Origin of the sequence: Sphingomonas colocasiae, from assembly GCF_019880585.1 — a bacterium.
GTDB classification, from domain to species: domain Bacteria; phylum Pseudomonadota; class Alphaproteobacteria; order Sphingomonadales; family Sphingomonadaceae; genus Sphingobium_A; species Sphingobium_A colocasiae.
Window position 1 is genome coordinate 195968 of sequence record NZ_JAINVV010000004.1, and the last position, 20829, is coordinate 216796.

General features: G+C 67.6%; 15 protein-coding genes. 7 read left to right on the forward strand and 8 right to left on the reverse strand.

All coding sequences use genetic code 11. The annotated features are described in order from the left end of the window. Nucleotide 1: 1 nt before the first annotated feature. The 3 genes from scpA to K7G82_RS07455 all read left to right on the forward strand — a co-directional run bounded on the left by scpA (nucleotide 2) and on the right by K7G82_RS07455 (nucleotide 5260). On the forward strand, nucleotides 2–2152 hold the full coding sequence (gene scpA, locus K7G82_RS07445; RefSeq protein ID WP_222989224.1) for a methylmalonyl-CoA mutase: 2151 nt from the start codon (nucleotides 2–4) through the stop codon (nucleotides 2150–2152). Nucleotides 2153–2154: 2 nt separating this feature from the next. Next, a complete protein-coding gene (gene bioB, locus K7G82_RS07450) occupies nucleotides 2155–3147 on the forward strand; it encodes a biotin synthase BioB (protein ID WP_343228573.1) in 993 nt (330 codons plus the stop codon). Between the two features lie 127 nt (nucleotides 3148–3274). Next, nucleotides 3275–5260, forward strand: coding sequence for an acetyl-CoA carboxylase biotin carboxylase subunit (locus K7G82_RS07455; RefSeq protein WP_222990213.1), 1986 nt, complete (start codon nucleotides 3275–3277; stop codon nucleotides 5258–5260). Nucleotides 5261–5400: 140 nt separating this feature from the next. On the opposite strand, the gene glk is transcribed toward K7G82_RS07455, so the two are convergent. The 4 genes from glk to K7G82_RS07475 form a co-directional block, all read right to left on the reverse strand. Then, complete coding sequence (glk, locus tag K7G82_RS07460) at nucleotides 5401–6369, reverse strand: glucokinase (protein ID WP_222989226.1); 969 nt, start codon at nucleotides 6367–6369, stop codon at nucleotides 5401–5403. Nucleotides 6370–6521: 152 nt separating this feature from the next. Further along, the gene (locus tag K7G82_RS07465) at nucleotides 6522–6968 is read right to left on the reverse strand and encodes a RidA family protein (protein ID WP_222989227.1); all 447 of its coding nucleotides are present in this window, start codon (nucleotides 6966–6968) and stop codon (nucleotides 6522–6524) included. A gap of 37 nt (nucleotides 6969–7005) precedes the next feature. Next, nucleotides 7006–7188 (reverse strand): YbdD/YjiX family protein, encoded by a 183-nt coding sequence (locus K7G82_RS07470; protein WP_222989228.1) that lies wholly within the window; start codon nucleotides 7186–7188, stop codon nucleotides 7006–7008. Continuing rightward, entirely contained in the window at nucleotides 7185–9233 is a 2049-nt protein-coding gene (locus K7G82_RS07475) for a carbon starvation CstA family protein (protein ID WP_222989229.1), read from the reverse strand. The genes K7G82_RS07470 and K7G82_RS07475 overlap by 4 nt, the downstream gene beginning before the upstream one ends. Nucleotides 9234–9413: 180 nt before the next feature. Here K7G82_RS07475 and K7G82_RS07480 point away from each other — a divergent pair, with 180 nt between their 5' ends. Further along, entirely contained in the window at nucleotides 9414–9920 is a 507-nt protein-coding gene (locus tag K7G82_RS07480; RefSeq protein ID WP_222989230.1) for a DUF1993 domain-containing protein, read from the forward strand. Nucleotides 9921–10114: 194 nt separating this feature from the next. On the opposite strand, the gene K7G82_RS07485 is transcribed toward K7G82_RS07480, so the two are convergent. Then, nucleotides 10115–11362 carry a M24 family metallopeptidase gene (locus K7G82_RS07485; RefSeq protein ID WP_222989231.1) on the reverse strand — a complete coding sequence of 416 codons (1248 nt, stop codon included), beginning with the start codon at nucleotides 11360–11362 and terminating at the stop codon, nucleotides 10115–10117. A 158-nt stretch (nucleotides 11363–11520) separates the two neighbouring features. On the opposite strand from K7G82_RS07485, the gene K7G82_RS07490 reads away from it, so the two are divergent. Together K7G82_RS07490 and K7G82_RS07495 are read left to right on the forward strand one after the other, a co-directional pair. Continuing rightward, entirely contained in the window at nucleotides 11521–12882 is a 1362-nt protein-coding gene (locus K7G82_RS07490) for a serine hydrolase domain-containing protein (protein ID WP_222989232.1), read from the forward strand. A 213-nt stretch (nucleotides 12883–13095) separates the two neighbouring features. Continuing rightward, entirely contained in the window at nucleotides 13096–14991 is a 1896-nt protein-coding gene (locus tag K7G82_RS07495) for an amidase (protein ID WP_222989233.1), read from the forward strand. Nucleotides 14992–15097: 106 nt separating this feature from the next. Here the strand turns inward: K7G82_RS07495 and K7G82_RS07500 are convergent, their stop codons facing one another. The 3 genes from K7G82_RS07500 to K7G82_RS07510 are packed head-to-tail and all read right to left on the reverse strand — an operon-like array spanning nucleotide 15098 to nucleotide 19612. Beyond that, complete coding sequence (locus K7G82_RS07500) at nucleotides 15098–16687, reverse strand: serine hydrolase domain-containing protein (protein WP_222989234.1); 1590 nt, start codon at nucleotides 16685–16687, stop codon at nucleotides 15098–15100. Nucleotides 16688–16718: 31 nt separating this feature from the next. Further along, complete coding sequence (locus K7G82_RS07505) at nucleotides 16719–17984, reverse strand: dicarboxylate/amino acid:cation symporter (RefSeq protein ID WP_222989235.1); 1266 nt, start codon at nucleotides 17982–17984, stop codon at nucleotides 16719–16721. Next, the gene (locus tag K7G82_RS07510) at nucleotides 17981–19612 is read right to left on the reverse strand and encodes an N-acyl-D-amino-acid deacylase family protein (RefSeq protein ID WP_343228541.1); all 1632 of its coding nucleotides are present in this window, start codon (nucleotides 19610–19612) and stop codon (nucleotides 17981–17983) included. The genes K7G82_RS07505 and K7G82_RS07510 overlap by 4 nt, the downstream gene beginning before the upstream one ends. Before the next feature lie 160 nt (nucleotides 19613–19772). Here K7G82_RS07510 and K7G82_RS07515 point away from each other — a divergent pair, with 160 nt between their 5' ends. Beyond that, on the forward strand, nucleotides 19773–20678 hold the full coding sequence (locus K7G82_RS07515) for a LysR family transcriptional regulator (protein ID WP_222989236.1): 906 nt from the start codon (nucleotides 19773–19775) through the stop codon (nucleotides 20676–20678). The last annotated feature ends 151 nt before the right edge of the window (nucleotides 20679–20829 follow it).

Sequence of the window (20829 nt, forward strand, 5' to 3'; positions counted from 1 at the left end):
GATGACCGACACGTCCAGCATCGCCGACTGGCAGGCCCTGGCCGCCAAGGAGGTCAAGGGCAAGGACCTCGACTGGCATACGCCCGAGGGCATCGTGGTGAAGCCGCTCTACACGGCGGACGACGTCGCGGACCTTGATCCCGGCCTGCCCGGCTTCGCGCCCTTCACGCGCGGCGTGCGCGCCAGCATGTATGCCGGCCGGCCCTGGACGATCCGCCAATATGCGGGCTTTTCGACCGCCGAGGAATCCAACGCATTCTATCGCCGCAACCTGGCGGCGGGGCAGAAGGGGCTTTCGGTCGCCTTCGATCTCGCCACCCATCGCGGTTATGACAGCGATCATCCGCGCGTGACCGGCGATGTCGGCAAGGCGGGCGTGGCGATTGACACGATCGACGACATGAAGATTCTGTTCGACGGCATCCCGCTCGACAAGATGTCCGTCAGCATGACGATGAACGGCGCGGTCATCCCGATCCTCGCCTTCTTCATCGTCGCGGGCGAGGAGCAGGGCGTTGCCCAGGCCGAGCTCGACGGGACCATCCAGAACGACATCCTCAAGGAGTTCATGGTCCGCAACACCTATATCTACCCGCCCGAGCCGAGCATGCGGATCATCTCGGACATCTTCGGCTACACGTCGCGCAACATGCCGAAGTTCAACAGCATCTCGATTTCCGGCTATCATATGCAGGAAGCGGGGGCGACGCAGCTTCAGGAACTGGCCTTCACCATCGCCGACGGCGCCGAATATGTCCGCTACGGCGTCGCCTCTGGCCTGGATATCGACAAGTTCGCCGGCCGCCTTTCCTTCTTCTTCGCGATCGGCATGAACTTCTTCATGGAGATCGCGAAGCTGCGCGCGGCGCGGGTGCTGTGGCACCGGGTGATGACCAATCTGGGCGCGAAGGACGAGCGCAGCAAGATGCTGCGTACCCATTGCCAGACCTCGGGCGTCTCGCTGACCGAGCAGGATCCGTACAACAATGTGATGCGCACCACGATCGAGGCGATGGCGGCGATGCTGGGCGGCACCCAGTCGCTCCACACCAACGCGCTCGACGAGGCGATCGCGCTGCCCACCGATTTCTCCGCCCGGATCGCGCGCAACACGCAGATCGTGATCCAGGAGGAAACGGGGATGACCAAGGTCGTCGATCCCCTTGGCGGATCCTATTATATCGAGGCGCTGACCCAGGAACTGGTCGACAAGGCGTGGGAGATCATCGAGCGGATCGAGCGCGAGGGCGGCATGGCCAAGGCGGTCGCCGCCGGCTGGCCCAAGGCGATGATCGAGGAAGCCGCCGCCGCCCGCCAGGCCCGCGTCGATCGCGGCGAGGATGTGATCGTCGGCGTCAACAAATACCGGCTGGCGAACGAGGATCTGCTCGAAACGCTGGAGGTGGACAACGAGAAGGTCCGCCAGGGCCAGATCGCGCGCATCGCGAAGGTGAAGGCCGAACGCGACGCCGCGGCGTGCGAGGCGGCGCTGCAGGCGCTGCGCGACGGCGCGGCGCGGCCCGCGAGCATCGACAACAACCTGCTGGCGCTCGCGGTGGACGCAGCGCGCGCGCGGGCGACGCTGGGCGAGATCTCGTCGGCGATGGAGGAAAGCTTCAACCGCTACGGCACGCAGCCGACGCCGGTGAAGGGCGTCTATGCGGCGCCCTATGAAGGCGACAGCCGCTGGCAGCAGGTGCTCGACGGCGTGAAGGCGGTGGAACGGCGCATGGGGCGCAAGCCGAAGCTGCTCGTCGCCAAGATGGGGCAGGACGGCCATGATCGCGGCGCCAACGTCATCGCGTCGGCCTTTGGCGACATGGGCTTCGACGTCGTCTCCGGCCCGCTGTTCCAGACGCCCGAGGAAACCGTGGTGCTCGCGCTCGAAAGCGGGGTCGACGTGGTCGGCGCGTCGAGCCTTGCCGCTGGGCACAAGACGCTGATCCCCGAACTGATCGGCAAGCTGCGCGAACGCGGCCGCACCGATATCAAGGTGATCGCGGGCGGCGTCATCCCGCCGCAGGATTATGATTATCTGCGCGACGCGGGCGTGCAGGGCATTTATGGGCCGGGTTCCAATGTCGTGGAATGCGCCGCCGACGTGCTGCGCCTCCTCGGCCACAACATGCCCCCGCTGGAGGAAGCCGCGTGACCATCCGTACCGACTGGACCCGCGAAGAGATCGCCGCCCTGTTCGACCTGCCGTTCAACGACCTGCTGTTCGACGCGCAGACGATCCACCGCGCCAATCACCCGCGCAACGAAGTGCAATTGTCGACGCTGTTGTCGATCAAGACCGGCGGCTGCGTCGAGGATTGCGGCTATTGCAGCCAGTCCGCCGCGCATGAGACGGGCCTGAAGGCGACCAAGCTGATGGACGTGCGCGCCGTGCTGCAGGCGGCCGCCCAGGCCAAGGACAACGGATCGGGCCGCTTCTGCATGGGCGCCGCATGGCGCAGCCCCAAGGAGCGCGACATGCCCGCCATCATCGAGATGGTGAAGGGCGTGCGCCAGATGGGCATGGAAACCTGCATGACGCTGGGCATGCTCAGCGAGAAGCAGGCCGCCCAGCTCGCCGAGGCGGGGCTGGATTACTACAACCACAATATCGACACGAGCCCCGAGAATTACGCCAACGTCATCTCGACGCGAACCTTCGAGGACCGCATCGACACGCTGGAGACCGTTCGCGCGGCGGGCATCAACGTGTGCAGCGGCGGCATCGTCGGCATGGGCGAGACGCGCGCCGACCGCATCGGCTTCCTCCACGCGCTCGCCACCATGGCGCACCCGGAAAGCGTGCCGATCAACGCGCTGGTGCCGGTGAAGGGCACGCCGCTGGGCGACATGCTGGCCGATACGCCGATGGCCAAGATCGACGAGATCGAATTCGTCCGCACCGTCGCGGTCGCGCGCATCCTGATGCCCGGCAGCATGGTGCGGCTGTCCGCCGGCCGCGAAAGCATGAGCGAGGCGTGCCAGGCGCTGTGTTTCATGGCGGGCGCCAACAGCATCTTCACCGGAGACCGGCTGCTGACCACGCCCAATGCCGGCGACAATGCCGATGCGGCGCTGTTCGCCAAGCTGGGCGTGACCGCGATGCAGGCCGCGCCGCAGGCGCATCTCGAGGCCGTCGCGGCCGAATGATCTTTCTCCGTTCGCTTCGAGCAGGTTCGAGCTTGTCGAGAACCGTCTGTCGAGAAGGCTTCTCGACGGTCGCGTCTCGACTTCGCTCGACGCTGCTCGAACCGAACGGCTTTTTTGGGGCTCTGAGCTGATGTTCAAGAAAATACTCATCGCCAATCGCGGCGAGATCGCGTGCCGGGTGATCCGCACCGCCAAGAAGATGGGCATCGCGACGGTCGCGGTCTATTCGGATGCCGATGCGCGCAGCCCGCATGTGATGATGGCGGACGAGGCGGTGCGGCTTGGCCCGCCGCCGGCGGCGGAAAGCTATCTGCTGGCCGATGCGATCATCGCGGCATGCAAGGCGACGGGCGCGGAAGCGGTGCATCCGGGCTATGGCTTCCTCTCCGAACGGACGAGCTTCGCGCAGGCGCTGGCGGATGCCGGCATCGCGTTCATCGGCCCGCCCCCCGGCGCGATCGCCGCGATGGGCGACAAGATCGAATCCAAGAAGCTGGCGAAGGAAGCCGGCGTCAACGTCGTGCCCGGCTTCCTGGGCGAGATCGCCGATACCGAGGAAGCGGTGAAGATCGCCGGCGATATCGGCTATCCGGTGATGATGAAGGCTTCGGCGGGCGGCGGCGGCAAGGGCATGCGGCTGGCCTATGGCGAGCAGGATGTGCGCGAAGGCTTCGAGGCGACCAAGCGCGAGGGGCTGGCGAGCTTCGGCGACGACCGCGTCTTCATCGAGAAGTTCATCGAAAGCCCGCGCCATATCGAGATCCAGGTGCTGGGTGACCAGCACGGCAATATCGTCTATCTGGGCGAGCGCGAATGTTCGGTGCAGCGCCGCCACCAGAAGGTGGTGGAGGAAGCGCCGTCGCCCTTCGTCACGCCCGAGATGCGCAAGGCGATGGGCGAGCAGGCGGTCGCGCTGGCGCGCGCCGTCGGCTATTTCAGCGCGGGCACGGTCGAGCTGATCGTCTCCGGCGCGGACACGACGGGCCAGGGCTTCTACTTCCTGGAGATGAACACCCGGCTGCAGGTGGAGCACCCCGTCACCGAATGCGTGACCGGGCTCGATCTGGTCGAACAGATGATCCGCGTGGCGGCGGGCGAACCTTTGGGCTTCACCCAAGACGAGGTGACGCTGACCGGATGGGCGATCGAGAACCGCGTCTATGCCGAGGATCCCTATCGCGGCTTCCTGCCCTCCACCGGCCGGCTGGTGCGCTACAATCCGCCCGAGGACATGGACAATGTCCGCGTCGACGACGGCGTGGCCGAAGGCGGCGAGGTCTCGATCTTCTACGATCCGATGATCGCCAAGCTGATCACCTGGGGCGACACCCGCATCGAGGCGATCGACCGCCAGATCGCCGCGCTCGACCGGTTCGAGATCGACGGGCCGGGCCATAATATCGATTTCCTCTCCGCGCTGATGCAGCATCCGCGCTTCCGCGAGGGCGCGCTCACCACCGGCTTCATCGCCGAGGAATATCCCGAGGGCTTCACCGGCGCCCCGGCCGACGCGGCGTTGCTGCGTTCGCTCGCGGCGATCGGCGCCTTTGCCGCGATGGCGGGCGCGGATCGCGCGCGGCGCGTGAGCGGCCAGCTCGGCAAGCGGCTCGCGCCGCCCAGCGAGTGGCAGGTCCGCATCGGCGAGACGATCCATGACGTCGCGATCGACGGCGACGAGGTGAGCGTGGACGGCGCGCCGATCGAGCTGGAGCTGGAATATACGCCGGGCGACCGGCTGATCGAGGCGGTGATTGACGGCGAGCCGCTCGACGTGCGCATCGCGTCTGTGCGTTCGGGCATAAGGCTGACGGCGCGGGGGGCGAGCCATATGCTCCGCGTGCTGCCCGCCCATGTCGCGCACCATGCCGTCCACATGATCGACAAGCTGCCGCCCGACCTGTCCAAGTTCCTGCTCTGCCCGATGCCCGGCCTGCTCGTCGCGCTGCATGTCGGCGAAGGCGACAAGGTGGAGGCCGGCCAGCCCCTCGCGGTGGTGGAAGCCATGAAGATGGAGAATATCCTGCGCGCGGAGAAGACCGGCACGGTCAAGAGCGTCAGCGCCAAGGCGGGTGACAGCCTGGCGGTGGATGCGGTGATCCTGGAGATGGAATAAACTCCAGCGCATTTGCGTATTATTCCACCGTCACCCCAGCGAAAGCTGGGGTCTATGCGATGCCCGTCGCGGAGCACTAGCATCGTATGGATTCCAGCTTTCGCTGGAATGACGAAGGTGGGGAGATATCGCGGGAAGCTTCAGCCCCGCGCCGCCGCATAGGCCGCCGCCGCGCCGTAGAGGCCCGGCTGGGGATGCGTCACCAGCCTGACCGGCAGCGACGCCATCAGCCCTTCGAACCGGCCCTTGGCGGTGAAGCGTTCGGCGAAGCCCGAGCGGACGAGCCGGTCCGCGATGCGCAGGCCGAGGCCGCCGGCGATCACGACGCCTGCGGCGCCCTGCGCCAGCGCGATGTCTCCGGCGACGGCGCCCAGGCTTTGGCAGAAACGGTCGAGCGCGGCGGTCGCCAGGCTGTCTCCGCCCTCCAGCGCGAGCGTCCACAGCGTCTTGTCGTCCATCGGCGCGACCGCGCGGCCCTCGATCGCCGCCAGCGCCTCGTGGATCGCGGCGAGGCCGGGGCCGGAGACGATGCGTTCGGCCGAAACCCGGCGATAGCGCGTGCGCAGCCGCGCCAGGATCGCGTCCTCGATGGTGTCGAGCGGCGCGAAATCGATATGGCCGCCCTCGGTCTCGCTCACGAAATAGCGGCCGTCGCGGCGCAGCACATGCGCGACGCCCAGGCCCGTGCCCGGCCCGACGATGCTGATCACGCCCGTGGCGGGCAACGGCGTGTCCGGCCCGCAGAGATGGCGGAAACAGTCGTCGCCGAGCTGCGCGACCGCATGGCCGACCGCGCCGAAATCATTGACCAGCACATGGCCGTCCAGACCCAGCCGTTCGTCGATCAGCGCGGGGCGGATGATCCAGGGATTGTTGGTGAACTTGATGACTTCGCCCGCAACCGGGGTCGCGATCGCGATGCCCGCCGCGCGCGGCAGCGGGCGGCCGAGCATGGCGGCGAAATGCTCCCATGCGGTTTCCAGGCTGGCATGGTCGGCGGTCCGGAGCGTCACCGGCTCGCCAAGCGCCGTCACGCGGCCACCATCGATGTCCGCGATGGCGAAGCGGGCATGGGTGCCGCCGATATCGGCGGCGACGATCTCGACCATGATCTGTCCTGGCAGAATGTTGAAAGAAAGAACTGAGGTTCCAGGCCGCGTCATCCCCGCGCAGGCGGGGATCCATAGACTCAAGCATTTCCGCTAAATCTTGAAAGCCGGAGTGTATGGATTCCCGCCTGCGCGGGAATGACGAAGTGCTCCTAGCGCTTGCGGCTGGCGACCACGGTGATCTCGATCTTGGCGCCGAGCGCGAGGGCGTTGACGCCCACCGTGGTCCGCGTCGGCCGCGCATTGCCGAACGCCGCGATATAGGCCGCGTTCATCGACTGGAAGTCGCCCATGTCGGTCAGAAAGACCTGGGACTGGACGACATGGGCGAGATCGAGCCCCTGCGTCTTCAGCAGGTTGCGGATGTTCGCCAGGATCAGCGTCGTCTGCTCGGCGGTCGATTTGGCCGGGTCGAGCTTGCCGGTGGCGGGATCGATCGCGATCTGGCCGGACAGGAAGACGAGGTCGCCCGCGGTCAGCAGCGGCGAATAGGGGCCGATCGGCTTCGGCGCGGCGGCGGCCTGCGCGAAGGCCGGGGCGGCGCAGGCGAGCGCGATCGGCAGAAGCGAGGCGATGCTGGTTCGGATGGCGCGGTGCATGGGCGGACTCCTTGGGGACGGATGTGGTGGGTGATGGTCAGCAGCAGCGCCCGCCGCCGCCGCGATAGCGGGCGTCCTGGCGGTTGCGGAAGAACGCCGTCCGGTCCATCGGCGCGCGTTCGGGATGATGCTCCGCCATGTGGCGCAGATAGGCGTCGTAGCTCGGCAGCCCGACCATCAGCCGCGCGGTTTCCGCCAGCTTGGCGAACAGGCCGCTCATTCGGCGGGCACCGCGATCGCCGGGATCTCCCGCGCGGTCGGCCGGGGATCGCGCCGCGCGGCGAGGCAGGTGCGGATCGTGAAGAACAGGATCGAGACCACCACGAACATGAAGAAGGCGCACAGCCCCGCATCGACGCGATCGTTGAACACGATCGCCTGCATCTGCGCCATCGACTTGGCGGGCGCCAGCACCTCTCCGCGCGCGATCGCGGCGGAGAAGATGTCGGCATGGGCGAGGAAACCGACCTTGGGATCGCCCGAGAAGATCTTGAGCGTGCCCGCCGTGATCGTGCAGATCAGCAGCCAGGCGGTGGGGATCATCGTCACCCAGGCGTAACGATCCTGCTTCATGCGGAACAGCACCGCCGTCGCCAGCATCAGCGCGATCGCCGCCAGCATCTGGTTGGAGATGCCGAAGACCGGCCACAGCGTGTTGACCCCGCCCAGCGGATCGGTGACGCCCTGATACAGGAAGAAGCCCCAGCCGCCGACGCACAGCACCGTGGCGATCAGCCCCGGCGCGATGGCGCTGGTGTCCTTGAACGAGGGCACGGCCATGCCGATCAGATCCTGCAGCATGAAGCGGCCCGCGCGCGTGCCCGCGTCGACGGCGGTGAGGATGAACAGCGCTTCGAACAGGATCGCGAAATGATACCAGAAGGCCTTCATCGCGGGGCCGCCCAGCACATGGCTGAAGATCTCCGCCATCGCGACGGCCAAGGTCGGCGCGCCGCCGGTGCGCGAGATGATCGTCGCTTCGCCGACATCCTTCGCCGCCTGGGTGAGCATGTCGGGCGCGATCGGGAAGCCCATGGCGGTGACGGCGGCGGCGGCGCTGGCGGCATCGGCGCCGAGCACGGCGGCCGGACTGTTCATCGCGAAATAGATGCCGGGATCGAGGATCGAGGCGCCGACCAGCGCCATGATCGCCACGAACGCCTCCATCAGCATCGCGCCATAGCCGATGACCGGCGCGTGCGCCTCGTTCGCGATCAGCTTGGGCGTGGTGCCGCTGGAGATCAGCGAGTGGAAGCCGGAGACCGCGCCGCAGGCGATGGTGATGAACAGGAAGGGGAACAGGCTGCCCGACCAGACCGGCCCGCCGCCGCCCGCGAACTGCGTGATCGCGGGCATCTTCAGCGGCGGCGCCATGATGACGATGCCGATGGCGAGCGCGACGATCGCGCCGATCTTGAGGAAGGTGGAAAGATAGTCGCGCGGCGCGAGCAGCAGCCAGACCGGCAGGATCGAGGCGACGATGCCATAGCCGATCAGGATCCAGCAGAGCTGGACCGGGGTGAAGGTGAAGAACGGACCCCAGACCGGCGACTGGGCGACGCTTTGCCCCACCACGATCGCCAGGATCAGCCCGACCAGCCCGAACAGCGAGACCTCTCCGATCCGGCCCGGCCGTATCCAGCGTGTATAGATGCCCATCGCCATGGCGAGCGGCACCGTCACCGCCACGGTGAACATGCCCCATGGGCTTTCGGCGAGCGCGCGCACGACGATCAGCGCGAGCACGGCGAGCAGGATGGTCATGATGACGAAGGCGCCGGCCAGCGCGATCGTGCCGGCGACCGGCCCCATCTCCATGCGGACGAGTTCGCCCAGCGAGCGCCCGTCGCGGCGCATCGAGACGAACAGGATCATGAAATCCTGCACCGCGCCCGCCAGCACCACGCCCGCGATGATCCAGAGCGTGCCGGGCAGATAGCCCATCTGCGCCGCGAGCACCGGCCCCACCAGCGGCCCGGCGCCCGCGATCGCCGCGAAATGATGGCCGAACAGCACCGTCCGGTCGGTCGGCACATAATCGAGCCCGTCGCCGCGCCGGATGGCCGGCGTGGGCCGCGCGGGATCGAGCCGCATCACCGTGCGCGCGATGAACAGTGCGTAATAGCGGTAACCGACCAGGAAAATGCACACCGCCGCCGTCACGATCCACAGCGCGTTGATCGTCTCGCCCCGGCTGGTCGCGACCACCGACAGCGAAAGGGCGCCGATGATCGCGAAGGCGATCCACAGGGCGTGCTTCTTCATCAACATCTCCTCCACGGGATTCGCCGGCTGGTTACGCGTCCCTGTTCGATCGATAGTCGGAAGATCCCGCCGATGTCAGCTTTTTTGAACGGATGCGCCGCGCGGGCAATCATTGATTACGCGCGGGCGGCCTTTCGGGCGTAAGACGCCTCTCGATTCCGACTCGCTGAGAGGTGCTCCATGTCCATTTCGCTTCACGACGCCAGCATCGCCGTGTTCATCCGTGGCTTCGCGAATCTGTCGGCGATCCTGGAGAAGGGGCGCGCTTATGCCGACGAGAACGGCATTGACCATGCCGAGCTGCTGGAGGCGCGGCTCTATCCCGACATGGCGCCGCTGACCGGGCAGATCCAGCGCGCGAGCGACACCGCGCGCTTCACCGCCGTGCGCGTCGGCCAGGTCGAGCCGGTCGCCATGCCCGATACGGAGGTGAGCTTCGACGATCTCCAGGCGCGGATCGCGGCGACCGTCGATTTCCTGAAGGCGGTGCCGGCGGACGCGATGTACGGACGCGAGGACGCGCATGTCGAACTGAAGACGCCGACCGCATCGATCGACTTCACCGGAACCAGCTATGTGCTCGGCTTCGCGGCGCCCAATTTCTATTTCCATGTGACGACCGCCTATGCGCTGCTGCGCATGAAGGGCGTGCCGGTGGGCAAGCTGGATTTTCTCGGGCGGCGGTGACGGGATTGCAATGACGGCGGTGTTGAACCCATCCGCCGTCATGCCAGCCCTTCGACGCCGCCTGCGGCGTTGCTCAGGATAAACTTCGCCTTCGGCGAAGGCTGGCATCTCCCAACCAGATCGCGCTCAATCCTGCGGGAGATGCCAGCCTGCGCTGGCATGACGTGGGGGTTTTCGCAAAGGCCGAAGCGGGCCTACCCGAACGGCCGGTCGATCGCGTCGATCGGGCCGGAGAAATAGCGCGGGCCGGCGGGCGTCATGTGGAAGCAATCCTCCAGCCTGATGCCGAAGGCGCCGGGGATGTAGATGCCCGGTTCGTTGGAAAAGCACATGCCCGCCGCCAGCTTCGTCGTCTCGCCATGGACGAGGTTGACGGGCTCGTGCCCGTCCATGCCGATGCCGTGGCCGGTGCGGTGCGAGGTGCCGGGCAGTTTATAGCCGGGGCCATAGCCGAGCGTCGCGTAATAGGCGCGGACGGCGTCGTCGACCGATCCCGCCTCCGCGCCGATCCGGGCGGCGGCGAAGGCGACGGCCTGGCCCTGCCGCATCTGTTCGAACACCGCGCGCTGCCGCTGGGTCGCCGCGCCGAACACCATGGTGCGCGAGATATCGGCCTGATAGCCGTGCACCGAAACCCCGGCATCGAACAGGATCACCGTGCCGTCGGCCACGCGCTGCGGCTTGTCGCTGCCATGGGGATAGGCGCTGGATTCGCCGATCAGCACCAGCCCGCCATCGGTCTGCCCGCCCAGCGCGCGGCTGGCGGCGATCACCATCGCGTCGATATCGCCCTGGCTCATCCCCGCCACGATGCGCGGATGGACATGGCGGAAGGCCGCGACCTGCACGTCGTTGGCGATCTGCATCAGCGCGATCTCCGCCGCGGACTTGATCATCCGGCAGCCGCGCACCACCGCCGATCCGTCGACGATCCGCGCGTCCGGCGCGGCATGGCGCAGCCCGTCGACCGCGAAGAAGCGCACCGTTTCCTCGATCCCGATCGATCCACCGCCAAGGCGGCGTTCCTTCAGCCAGCCCGCGATCAGCGCGAAGGGGCTTTCATCCTCCTGCCAGACGCGGACGTCGCCGGGCACGGCCAGGCTTTCGCGGATCGAGGGTTCCTCGAACGCGGGCGTCACCACCAGCACATCCCCCTCCACCGGGATCACCGCGGCGGTCAGCCTTTCGCTGCGCCACCAGCGGATGCCGGTGAAATAATCGAGCGACGATCCCGCCTCCACCAGCAGGGCGGACAGGCCCCGCGCCTTCATCAGCGCCTGCGCCTTCGCGATCCGCGCCTGCCGTTCGGCCAGCCCGATCGGCTTGGCGGCGCCGGTGATCGGCGCGAGCGTGGCGGTTTCGGCGGTGGCCCAGGCAGGCAGCGCGGGCAGCGCGGCGGCGATGCCCGCCATGGCCAGGAAGTGTCGGCGGTTGCTGTGCATTGGGATCCCCCGGTTGCGCGCATAGCTTTCGGCTATGGGCTGCCCATGTCTTTGTTCTGGCGCTCTGCCCTGCGGACAGGACTAATCCGCGCGCGCCGCCGGGGAAAGCGAAGATGGCCGATGGCGGGCGCGGATCACGCGAAAACGGGGGAGCGGCGATGGCAAGATTTGTCACGGCATTGGTGATGGCGGCGATCGCGTCGTCGGCGCAGGCGGCGCCGGCACCCTCGGCGCAGGCGGAGAAGATCCGCGCGCTGATCGGCAACAGCAAGGGGCTCGACGCGCCGGGCTGCGCGATCTCCATCCTGCGGGACAGCAAGGTCACCAGCTTCGTCGCGGCGGGCGCGGCCGATATCGCCGCGAAACGGCCGCTCGACGCCGATACGCAAATCTACACCGCATCGGTCGCCAAGCAGTTCACCGTGCTCGCGATCGCGCAGCTCGTGGTGGCGGGCAAGGTCGGGCTGGATGACGATATCCGCAAATATCTGCCCGAAATGCCCGCCTATCGCGTGCCGGTGACGGTGGCGATGCTGATCCATCACACATCGGGCGTGCGCGACATGCTCGAACTGGGCACCTATGCCGGCTATGCGATCGCGACCGATGTGAGCCGCGCGGAGTCGCTGAAGCTGGTGATGTCGCAGCCCGACACCGCCTTCACCCCAGGCACGCAATATCGCTATTCCAATGGCGGCTATCTGCTGCTGTCCGAAATCGTCGAGCGCGTCTCCGGCACGCCTTTCGCCGATTATATGAAGACGAACATCTTCGCGCCCATGGGCATGAAGCGCAGCTTCGTGCTGACCGGCGCGCGCACCGCCGACGCCAATGCCGCGCATGGCTATGTGCCCGAGGGAGACGGGTTCCGCCTGGCCGACACCCATCCGCTTTACGGCGGCGCGGGCGGGGCGGTGTTCACGATCAACGACCTCGTGAAATATGATTACGACTTCAATTTCGGTCACAAGGTGTGGACCCCGGCGATCCGCAAAATCATGCTGGAACCGGGCAGGCTCACCGACGGGCGGCCCGCCAACCAGCCCGATTCGATCTATGCCGGCGGGGTGATGCTCAACGGCGGCTGGGTGCAGCATGGCGGATCGGGCGAGGGCTTCAAGAACGCGGTCGCCTGGCTGCCTGACCGGAAAGTCGCGATCCATGTGCTGTGCAACAACGGTGCGGCGAAGCCGGGCGCGATGGTGGAGGATATCGTCGACCTGCTCGGCGGGCTGCCCACCATCCGCGAGGCCGAACCGACGCTGGCGGGGCGCTATGCCAGCCCGGACCTGCCGGTCTTCTACACGCTGGCGCCCGAGGGCAAGGACAGGCTGACCGTGACGATCGAGCCGAAGCCCGGCGGGCCGGGCGCGCGGCGCACGATCGCGCTGACGAAGGCGGCGGACGGATCCTTCACCGGCAGGATGTTCAGGATCGTGCCCGACAATGACAGCCGGGGCTTCGCGCTGGGCGACGATCGCCGCCGCGCGGGCCTGTTCCGCTTCCGGCGGGTCGATTGAGTGAAACGTGGCATTGCCGCACCGGCCCGCTCCCCCACCCGGCCTCCCAGAAGATACTGCCGTTGGGAGGCCGGGTGGGGGAGCGGGCGGAACAGGCCAAGGTTCCGGCGATGCGAAGCATCGTTGGAATGCCTGTGGAGGGCGGTGCCGCCCTGGAAATGTGCTCTTCCGCACATTTCCCAAACAAACTCTCAGAAAAGTGGTGAAATCCTGATGCGTACACCTTGGCTTTTGACCGCGCTGCTGATCGCGGCCGCCCCCGCCGCGACCGCCGCCGCCGATCGCGGGGCGGCCAAGGTCGAGGTGTTCGAGGCATCGATCCCCGATCTGCAGGCGGCGATGGCGGAGCGGCGCGTCACCTCGCGCCAGCTCGTCCAGGCCTATCTCGATCGCATCGCCGCCTATGATCATCAGGGACCGGCGCTCAATGCGATCGTGACGCTGAACCCGAACGCGCTGGAGGAAGCGGCGGCGCTCGACCGCGAGCGCGCCGAAAAGGGGCCGCGCGGCCCGCTCCACGGCATTCCGGTGCTGGTGAAGGATAATTACGCGACCGCCGATATGCCGACATCGGCGGGCACGCTCGCCCTTGCGACCTATCGTACGAAGGTCGACGCCTTTCAGGTGAAGCGGCTGCGCGACGCGGGCGCGATCATCCTCGGCAAGACGACGATGCACGAACTGGCGATGAGCGTGATGACGGTGGCGTCGCTTACCGGCGAAACGCGCAATCCCTATGATCCGCGCCGATCGCCGGGCGGATCGAGCGGCGGCACCGGGGCGAGCATCGGCGCCAGCTTCGCGGCCGCGGGCATGGGCAGCGACACCTGCGGATCGATCCGCGTGCCCGCCGCCTATCAGAGCCTGTTCGGCATGCGCGGCACCGCCGGGCTTTCCAGCCGCGCGGGCGTGATCCCGCTGTCCTCCAGGCAGGACGAGGCCGGGCCGATGACGCGCGGGGTGACCGATCTCGCGATCATGATGGATGCGACGGTGGGCGTCGATCCCGCCGATCCGGTGACGGCGGCGATGAAGGGGCGGCCCGCGCCCGCCTATGCCGCCGGGCTGCGGCCGGGCGCGCTGAAGGGCGCGCGCATCGGCGTGCTGCGCGCGCTGCTGACGCCCGAGCTGTTCGACGGCGCGATGCGCGACAAGACCAACGAGGCGCTGGAGGCGATGAAGGCGCAGGGCGCCGAACTGGTCGATGTGGCGCTGCCCGATCTGGAGCCGGTGCTGAAGGCGGCGAGCGTGATCGCGCATGAATTCCGCTTCGATTTCGCCGATTATCTGGCGAAGCATCCCGGCGCGCCCGTCGCCTCGATCGCGGACATGGCGGGCAAGGGGCTGACGCACGAGGCGATCGACGCCCGGCTGAAGATCCGCGCCACCACCGACAAGCGCGACGAAAAGGCCTATGCCGAGGCGCTGGCGAAGCGCGACGTGGCGCGCAAGATGATCCTGGACGCGATGGAGAAGGCGAAGGTCGACGTGCTCGCCTATCCCAGCGCGATGCAGCCGCCGCTCTTCTGGGGCGCGGAGGCGTTCGGCACCGGCACCTGCGCGATGAGCTCTGAAACCGGCTTGCCCGCCATGTCGATCCCGCTGGGGCTGAGCGCGAACGCGCTGCCCGTTGGCCTCGACCTGCTCGGCCGCCCGTTCGACGAGCAGCGGCTGCTCAACCTCGCTTATGGCTGGGAACAGGCCGCGCATCCGCGCACCCCGCCGTTCAGCACCCCGGCGCTGGTGAACGGCAAGGCGCCCGGCGCGTCGCGCTTCACGGTGAAGACGGTGGCGGAAAAACCGGCGGGCGCGCCGAGCGCGAACATCGCCTTCACCTATGATCCGCTGACCGCCGACCTGCGCTTCGACGCGCGGATCGCGGGGCTTGGCCGCGACGAGCCCGTGGCGCTGACGCTGCAGCGCAGCGACGAGGGCAAGCCGGGCGCGGTGATCGCGCTGCTGCTGCGCGCGGGCCAGCGCGCCGGCGCGTCCGAAATCCGCCTCGACACCCGCGCCCGCGCGGACCTGGCCGCCGGGCGGCTGTTCGTCCATCTCTACACCCGCGATCACCCGCTGGGCGCGGGACGGGTGGCGTTGCCGGCGCGGTGAAACCCGATGTTCCCTTGTCATTCCCGCGAACGCGGGAATCCAGGAGATGTCGATCATCGAGCTCTACGTCCCTGGATTCCCGCGTTCGCGGGAATGACACAGGAGATCAGTTCCCGCTGCGCTCGAACGCCATGTTGTACGCCCGGCCGTCGCTAACCTTCAGGCCGGTGACCTTGCCCGCGCCGTCGCGGACGAAGCTGATCAGGCCCATCTCGCTGACGAACACGTCCTTGTAGGAGGGCGTCAGCTTGAGCGGCGGCCAGCCCGGGCGGTTGATCGCGATGCCGTTGCCGTCGCCGGAGACGACCAGCTCCACCGGATTGTCGATGCTGGCGAAGCGGCCGGTGAAGTCGGCGGCGGCCGGCGAGGCGACGGGTTCGACCTTGCGGAAGGCGACCATGATGCCCTCGCGCGTCAGGCGGGAAAGGCTGCCGTCCTTGCCGAAGATCAGATCGCCGCCCGGCGCGTCCCACCGGCCCGGAGAAACAGGCTTGAGCGCGCGGCCGTCGGCGGTGATGCCGTCCGCCGTCGCGGCGATGCGCAGGGGAAAGCCCGTCCGGACCTCCGCATAGAGGCCGGACGGGAAGGGACCCTTGGCGACATAGGGCTTGGCCGGTGCCGCCGGGGGCAGGAAGATGTCCGCGACGCGGTGGCCGATCTCGGTGCTGTTCACCTCGCCGGCATTGCACAGCAGCGCGATCGACAGTTTCTGCGCGGGATAGCGCGCCGCCCAGGCGCGATAGCCGCCGGTCGCGCCCGAATGCGCGATTTCCTGAAGCCCTTCATGTTCGAGCTGGACGATGCCGGCGGCATAGGCGATCGGCTTGCCGTCGTTGAGCACGGCGCGCGTCGCCAGCTTCTCCGAAATGCCCAGCGTGTTCCGGTCGAGCGCCTCGTTCCAGATCAGCAGGTCGCCGACGGTGGTGAGCAGGCCGCCATTGCCATAGGCGTCCTCGATGACGTTATCGATATAATAGCCGTCGGCGTTCCGGTCATAGGCCTTGGCGCGGCCGGGGACGAGCCGGGCGTGATCGTCGCGCCATTGCGTGTGCGTCATGCCCAGCGGCTCGAACATGCGCTTGCGCCCGAATTCGGCGAGCGTCTGCCCGCTCACGCGCTGGACGATGATCGCCATCAGGTTGAAGTTGGTGTTGCTGTAGAGATAATGGTCGCCCGGCGCGAAGTTCAGCCCCTTCTGGCGGCGCGCGATCTCCAGCACATGATCGTTGGTGGCGGTGCGGCTGTTGCGCGGCCAGCCCTCCAGCGCCGCGACCGAGCCCCAGTCGCGCAGCCCGCTGATATGGCTGACCATGTGGCGAAGCTGGATGGTCTTGCCGTAATCGGGCAGCTCCGGAATATATTTGCGGACATCGTCGTCCAGGCTCAGCTTGCCGTCGCGCTCCAGCATCAGCAGCGCGGCGGCGGCGAACTGCTTCGATGTCGATCCCGCCTCATAGATGCTGGCGGGGGTGGCGCGCACGTCCAGCTCCAGATCGGCGAGGCCATAGGCGCGCTGCAGGATGGGCTTGCCGTTCTTCGCCACGCCGATCGCGCAGCCCGGCGACGCGCCGCCCGACCAGGGCGCGAAGATCGCGTCGACGCGCGCCGCGCTGTCGTCGGGCGCGGCGATCGCGGGGGCGGAAAGGGCCGCGCCGGCGAGAAGCGCCGCGATCAGGGGGGATTTCAAGGCTGGCATGCGGGGCTCCCGTTCGTGATGATGGCCGCCGTCATTCGACGGGCGCGGCGCGATAGATGTCGAGGTCGATCTCGTTCTCCCAGCGGGCGACGGTGGTTGCCGCCGCCAGGTCGCTGGAGACGTTGGGGATGGTGCGGATCATGTCGAGCGGCCGGTCGATCGGCAGAATGAAGCCGACGAGCAGCGCCGTCTGTTCCGGGCTGATGCCGACGCCCGAGAGCACCGCGACCAGCAGGAACAGCGCGGCGGAGGGAATGGGGGCGACGCCCATGGTGACGCTGACGATCGAGAAGAACAGCAGCGCATAGTCCGAAGGCGAAAGGACGATGCCGAAGCTCTGCACCGCGAACATGCAGAGCAAGCCCATATACATCGCCGATCCGTCCATGCACATTGTCGCGCCCAGCGGCAGCACGGTGGAGGTGACGGGCGGCTTGATCCCCAGATTATGCTCCGCGACCGACATGGCGACGGGCAGGGTGGCGGAGCTGGAGGCGGTGGAGAAGCCGACGAGCAACGCGTCCGACGATCCCTTAAAGAAGGGCAGGACGGGCAGCCACGCGCCCAGGCGGACGAGCCCGCCATGCACGAGCAGCGTTTGCACCGCCGATCCCAGCACGACGCACAGCGCCAGCCAGAAGATGCTGCTGAAGGCGGCGAAGCCGCTGGCGCCGACCAGCGAGGCCATCAGCGCGAACACGCCGAAGGGCGCGGCTTCCATGATGATGCCGACCAGCTTGAGCATCACCGCCGTGGCGCCGTGGAAGACGTCCGCGACGATCTTGCCGCTGGGGCCGGCGACGAGGATGCCGACCGCGAACAGGATCGCGAAGAAGATGATCGACATCATCTCGCCATCGGCGATCGCGCGGACCGGATTGAGCGGGATGATCGACATCATCTGTTCGGCGAAGGGCTTGGCCTGCTGCATCGACGCGCTGGTCGCGCCCGCCAGCGAGACCCCGGCGCCCGGCTGGATCAGCGTGCCGATCGACAGTCCGATCACCGCGCCGGTCATCGTCAGCAGCAGGAACAGGCCCAGCGTCTTGACGCCGATCGACCCCAGCTTGCGCGGATCGCCCAGCGCCGAGATGCCGGAGACGATGATGACGAAGACGAGCGGCGCCACGAGCATGCGGATCAGGCGCACGAACAGGTCGCCGATCCATTTCACCTGCGCCGCGCCGTCGCCCCATAGCCAGCCGACGAGCACGCCGACGATCAGCGCGCCCAGGATGCGCTTCCACAGCGGAATATCGAACCAGTAGCGCCGGATCGCGCTTCCCCGGCCTGTCATGCGCAGGTTCCGGCGGGCGGCGTCTTGCGCAGCGCGCGTCCGGCGGCGGCGCCGGTGGGCTTGCCGCCCTCGATCGCCAGCGCGCCGTTGACGAGCAGCGTGCGCACGCCTTCGCTCAGCCGATCGGCATTCACATAATCGGCGCGTGGGCGATAGGCGGCCGGATCGAAGACGACGATATCGGCGAAATAGCCGGGGCGCAGATGGCCGCGCCGGTCGAGCCGGAAGGTGTCGGCGACGCGGCCGCTGCTCGAATTGATGAAGTCCGCCAGCGTGATCGCCTTTTCCGCCAGCACGTAGCGCGCGTATTTTTCGGGATAGGTGGCGTACATGCGCGGATGGCCCTGCGAACCGTCCGATCCGGTCATCACCCAGGGCTGCTTCATCAGCCGGGTGATGTCGTCATTGTGCATGCCGAACGAGATGGCCGAATTGGCGCCGTCGGGATCGAGGATGACGCGCAGCGCCGCCTCGATCGGATCGACATTCCATTCGCCCGCGATCTCGGCGAGGCGCTTGCCCGTCCAGGGCTTGTTCTTGCTCGGCAGCAACATGGTGGAGGGGCCGCCGCGCAGCTTCAGGCTGGCCGCCATGTCCTGCCTGATCTTCGCCGCCTGCGCGGGATCGTCCAGCCGCTTGCGGAACGCCTCCATGCCGCCGGCGACCGCCCAGCGCGGCACCAGCAGCGCGGCCAGGCTGGTTTGCGAGGCGGCCCAGGGATATTGATCGGCGGTGACCTTGACGCCTTCGGCGCGCGCCGCCTCCACGGCGGCGATCATGTCGACCGACTTGCCGTGCACGCCGGGGCCCGCCGCCTTGAAATGCGAGAAATGGACGGGGATGCCGGTTTCGCGGCCGATACGGATCACTTCCTGAACTGAATTGAGCAGGCCGATGCTGTCCGAGGATTCGTCGCGCTGATGGGTGTCGTAGAAACCGCCGCGCACCGCCGCCTCACGGGTGACGGCGATCACCTCCTCGGTTTTGGCGAAGCTTTGCGGGGCGTAGAACAGGCCGGTCGACAGGCCCAGCGCGCCTTCGCACATGCCCTTCGCCACCATCGCCTTCATCCGGGCCAGTTCCGCGTCGTCGGGCGCGCGCGCGTCGGATTTCAGCACCGCCTGCCGCACCGCGCCGAAGCCGACATAGGCGGCGACGTTCAGGCCGTGGCCGGCGCTCTCGACATGGGAGAGCAGCCCGCCCACGTCCACCTTGCCGCCGGGCTGGCCGTTGCCGTCCGATCCGGTGAAGATCGTCGTCACGCCCTGCATCATCCAGGGCAGGTTCAGCCGCAGTTCGGGCGTATCGCCCATCAGGAAGCGGTCCGAATGGGTATGGGTGTCGATGAAGCCGGGCGCGACGATCATGCCGGTGGCGTCGATCACGCGCGCGCCGCGCACGCGGGCCTTACCGGCGGGGCCGACGCGGACGATGCGGTCGCCCCGGATCACGACATCGCCGGTCACCGGCGTGGCCGAGGATCCGTCATAGATGGTGCCGCCCCGGATCACGATGGTGCCGTCGCGCTCCGGCGCTCCGGCACCCGCCATCGCCGGCCATGCGGCGGCGAGCAGCAGCATCGCCGGCAGACCGGCCCGCAACCCTTTCCCTGGCTTCGATCGCGTCACGCCGCAATTCCCCCTGATATCATTCTTATCCGCTGAGCATCGCCGATCGGCGCGCGCGGACAAGCGAAGATCATTCCACGCACCATAGCCGAAGGCTATCGATCGATATGCGCCATGCTCCGGTTGCCCGGCGGCCGGGCGGAATGCATAAGGAACCGCCATGGCCCTGATGAATCTCCGCCACATCGAGGTGTTCCACGCCGTCTATCAGGCCGGTTCGGTCAGCGGCGCCGCCCGCGTGCTGCAGGTCTCCCAGCCGTCGGTCAGCAAGGTGCTGCGCCATGCCGAAAGCCGGGTGGGCTTTCCGCTGTTCCGGCTGGTCAAGGGGCGCCTGATCCCCACGGACGAGGCGCACATCCTGTTCAACGACGCGCGCGACGTGCACATGCGCATCGAATCGCTGCACGAGACAGCGAAGAATCTGCGGCGCGGCGCGGAGGGGCATTTGCGGCTGGCGGTGCTCCATTCGCTGGGGCTGGACATCGCGCCCGCCGCCGTCGCCAGCTTCCGCCGCGATCACCCCGATGTCTCGTTCGACATCAAGACGCTGCATAACGAGGATATCGCGCGCGCGCTCTACGAACGGAATTGCGACATCGCCGTCGCCTATGACGCGCCGCGCAATCCGCGCCTGGCGGAAGTGAAGCTGGGATCGGGCGAGCTGGTCGTGCTCTATCACCGCGCCGACCTGCCCGACGCGCCCGAACGCATCTCGCTCGACATGATGGGCGATCTCAACCTGATCCGGCTGGTCAATGCCGGTTCGGTCGGCACGCTGTTCAACCGCTTCGTTTCCGACGACGCCTTCGGCCCGTCGAGCATCCTGGTGCAGACCTATTTCGTCGCCGCCTCGCTGGTGCAGCGGCGCGCGGGCTATGCGGTGGTCGACGAATATACCGCGCTGGCGCGGCTGACGCCCGAGCTCGACTATCGCCCGCTGGCCGACAGGGTGGCGTTCGACGTGTTCGGCATCCATCTGGCCGATCGGCCGCTGTCGCAGCTCGCCAGCAAATTCCTGGAGGCCGTGAGCGGCGCGCTGGACGCTGCGCGCGCGCCCCGGTCATAACCCCCGAGGGGCGCGCGCCCTCGATCATAACCCCTGAGGGGGCACTCCCGATCATAACCCACGTCTATACTTCCTGTCCGCCTTTGGGGATTGGCGCGGACTGGAATGTGAACGAGACCGTCGCCAGATCCAAAACAGAAAACTTTGTTCG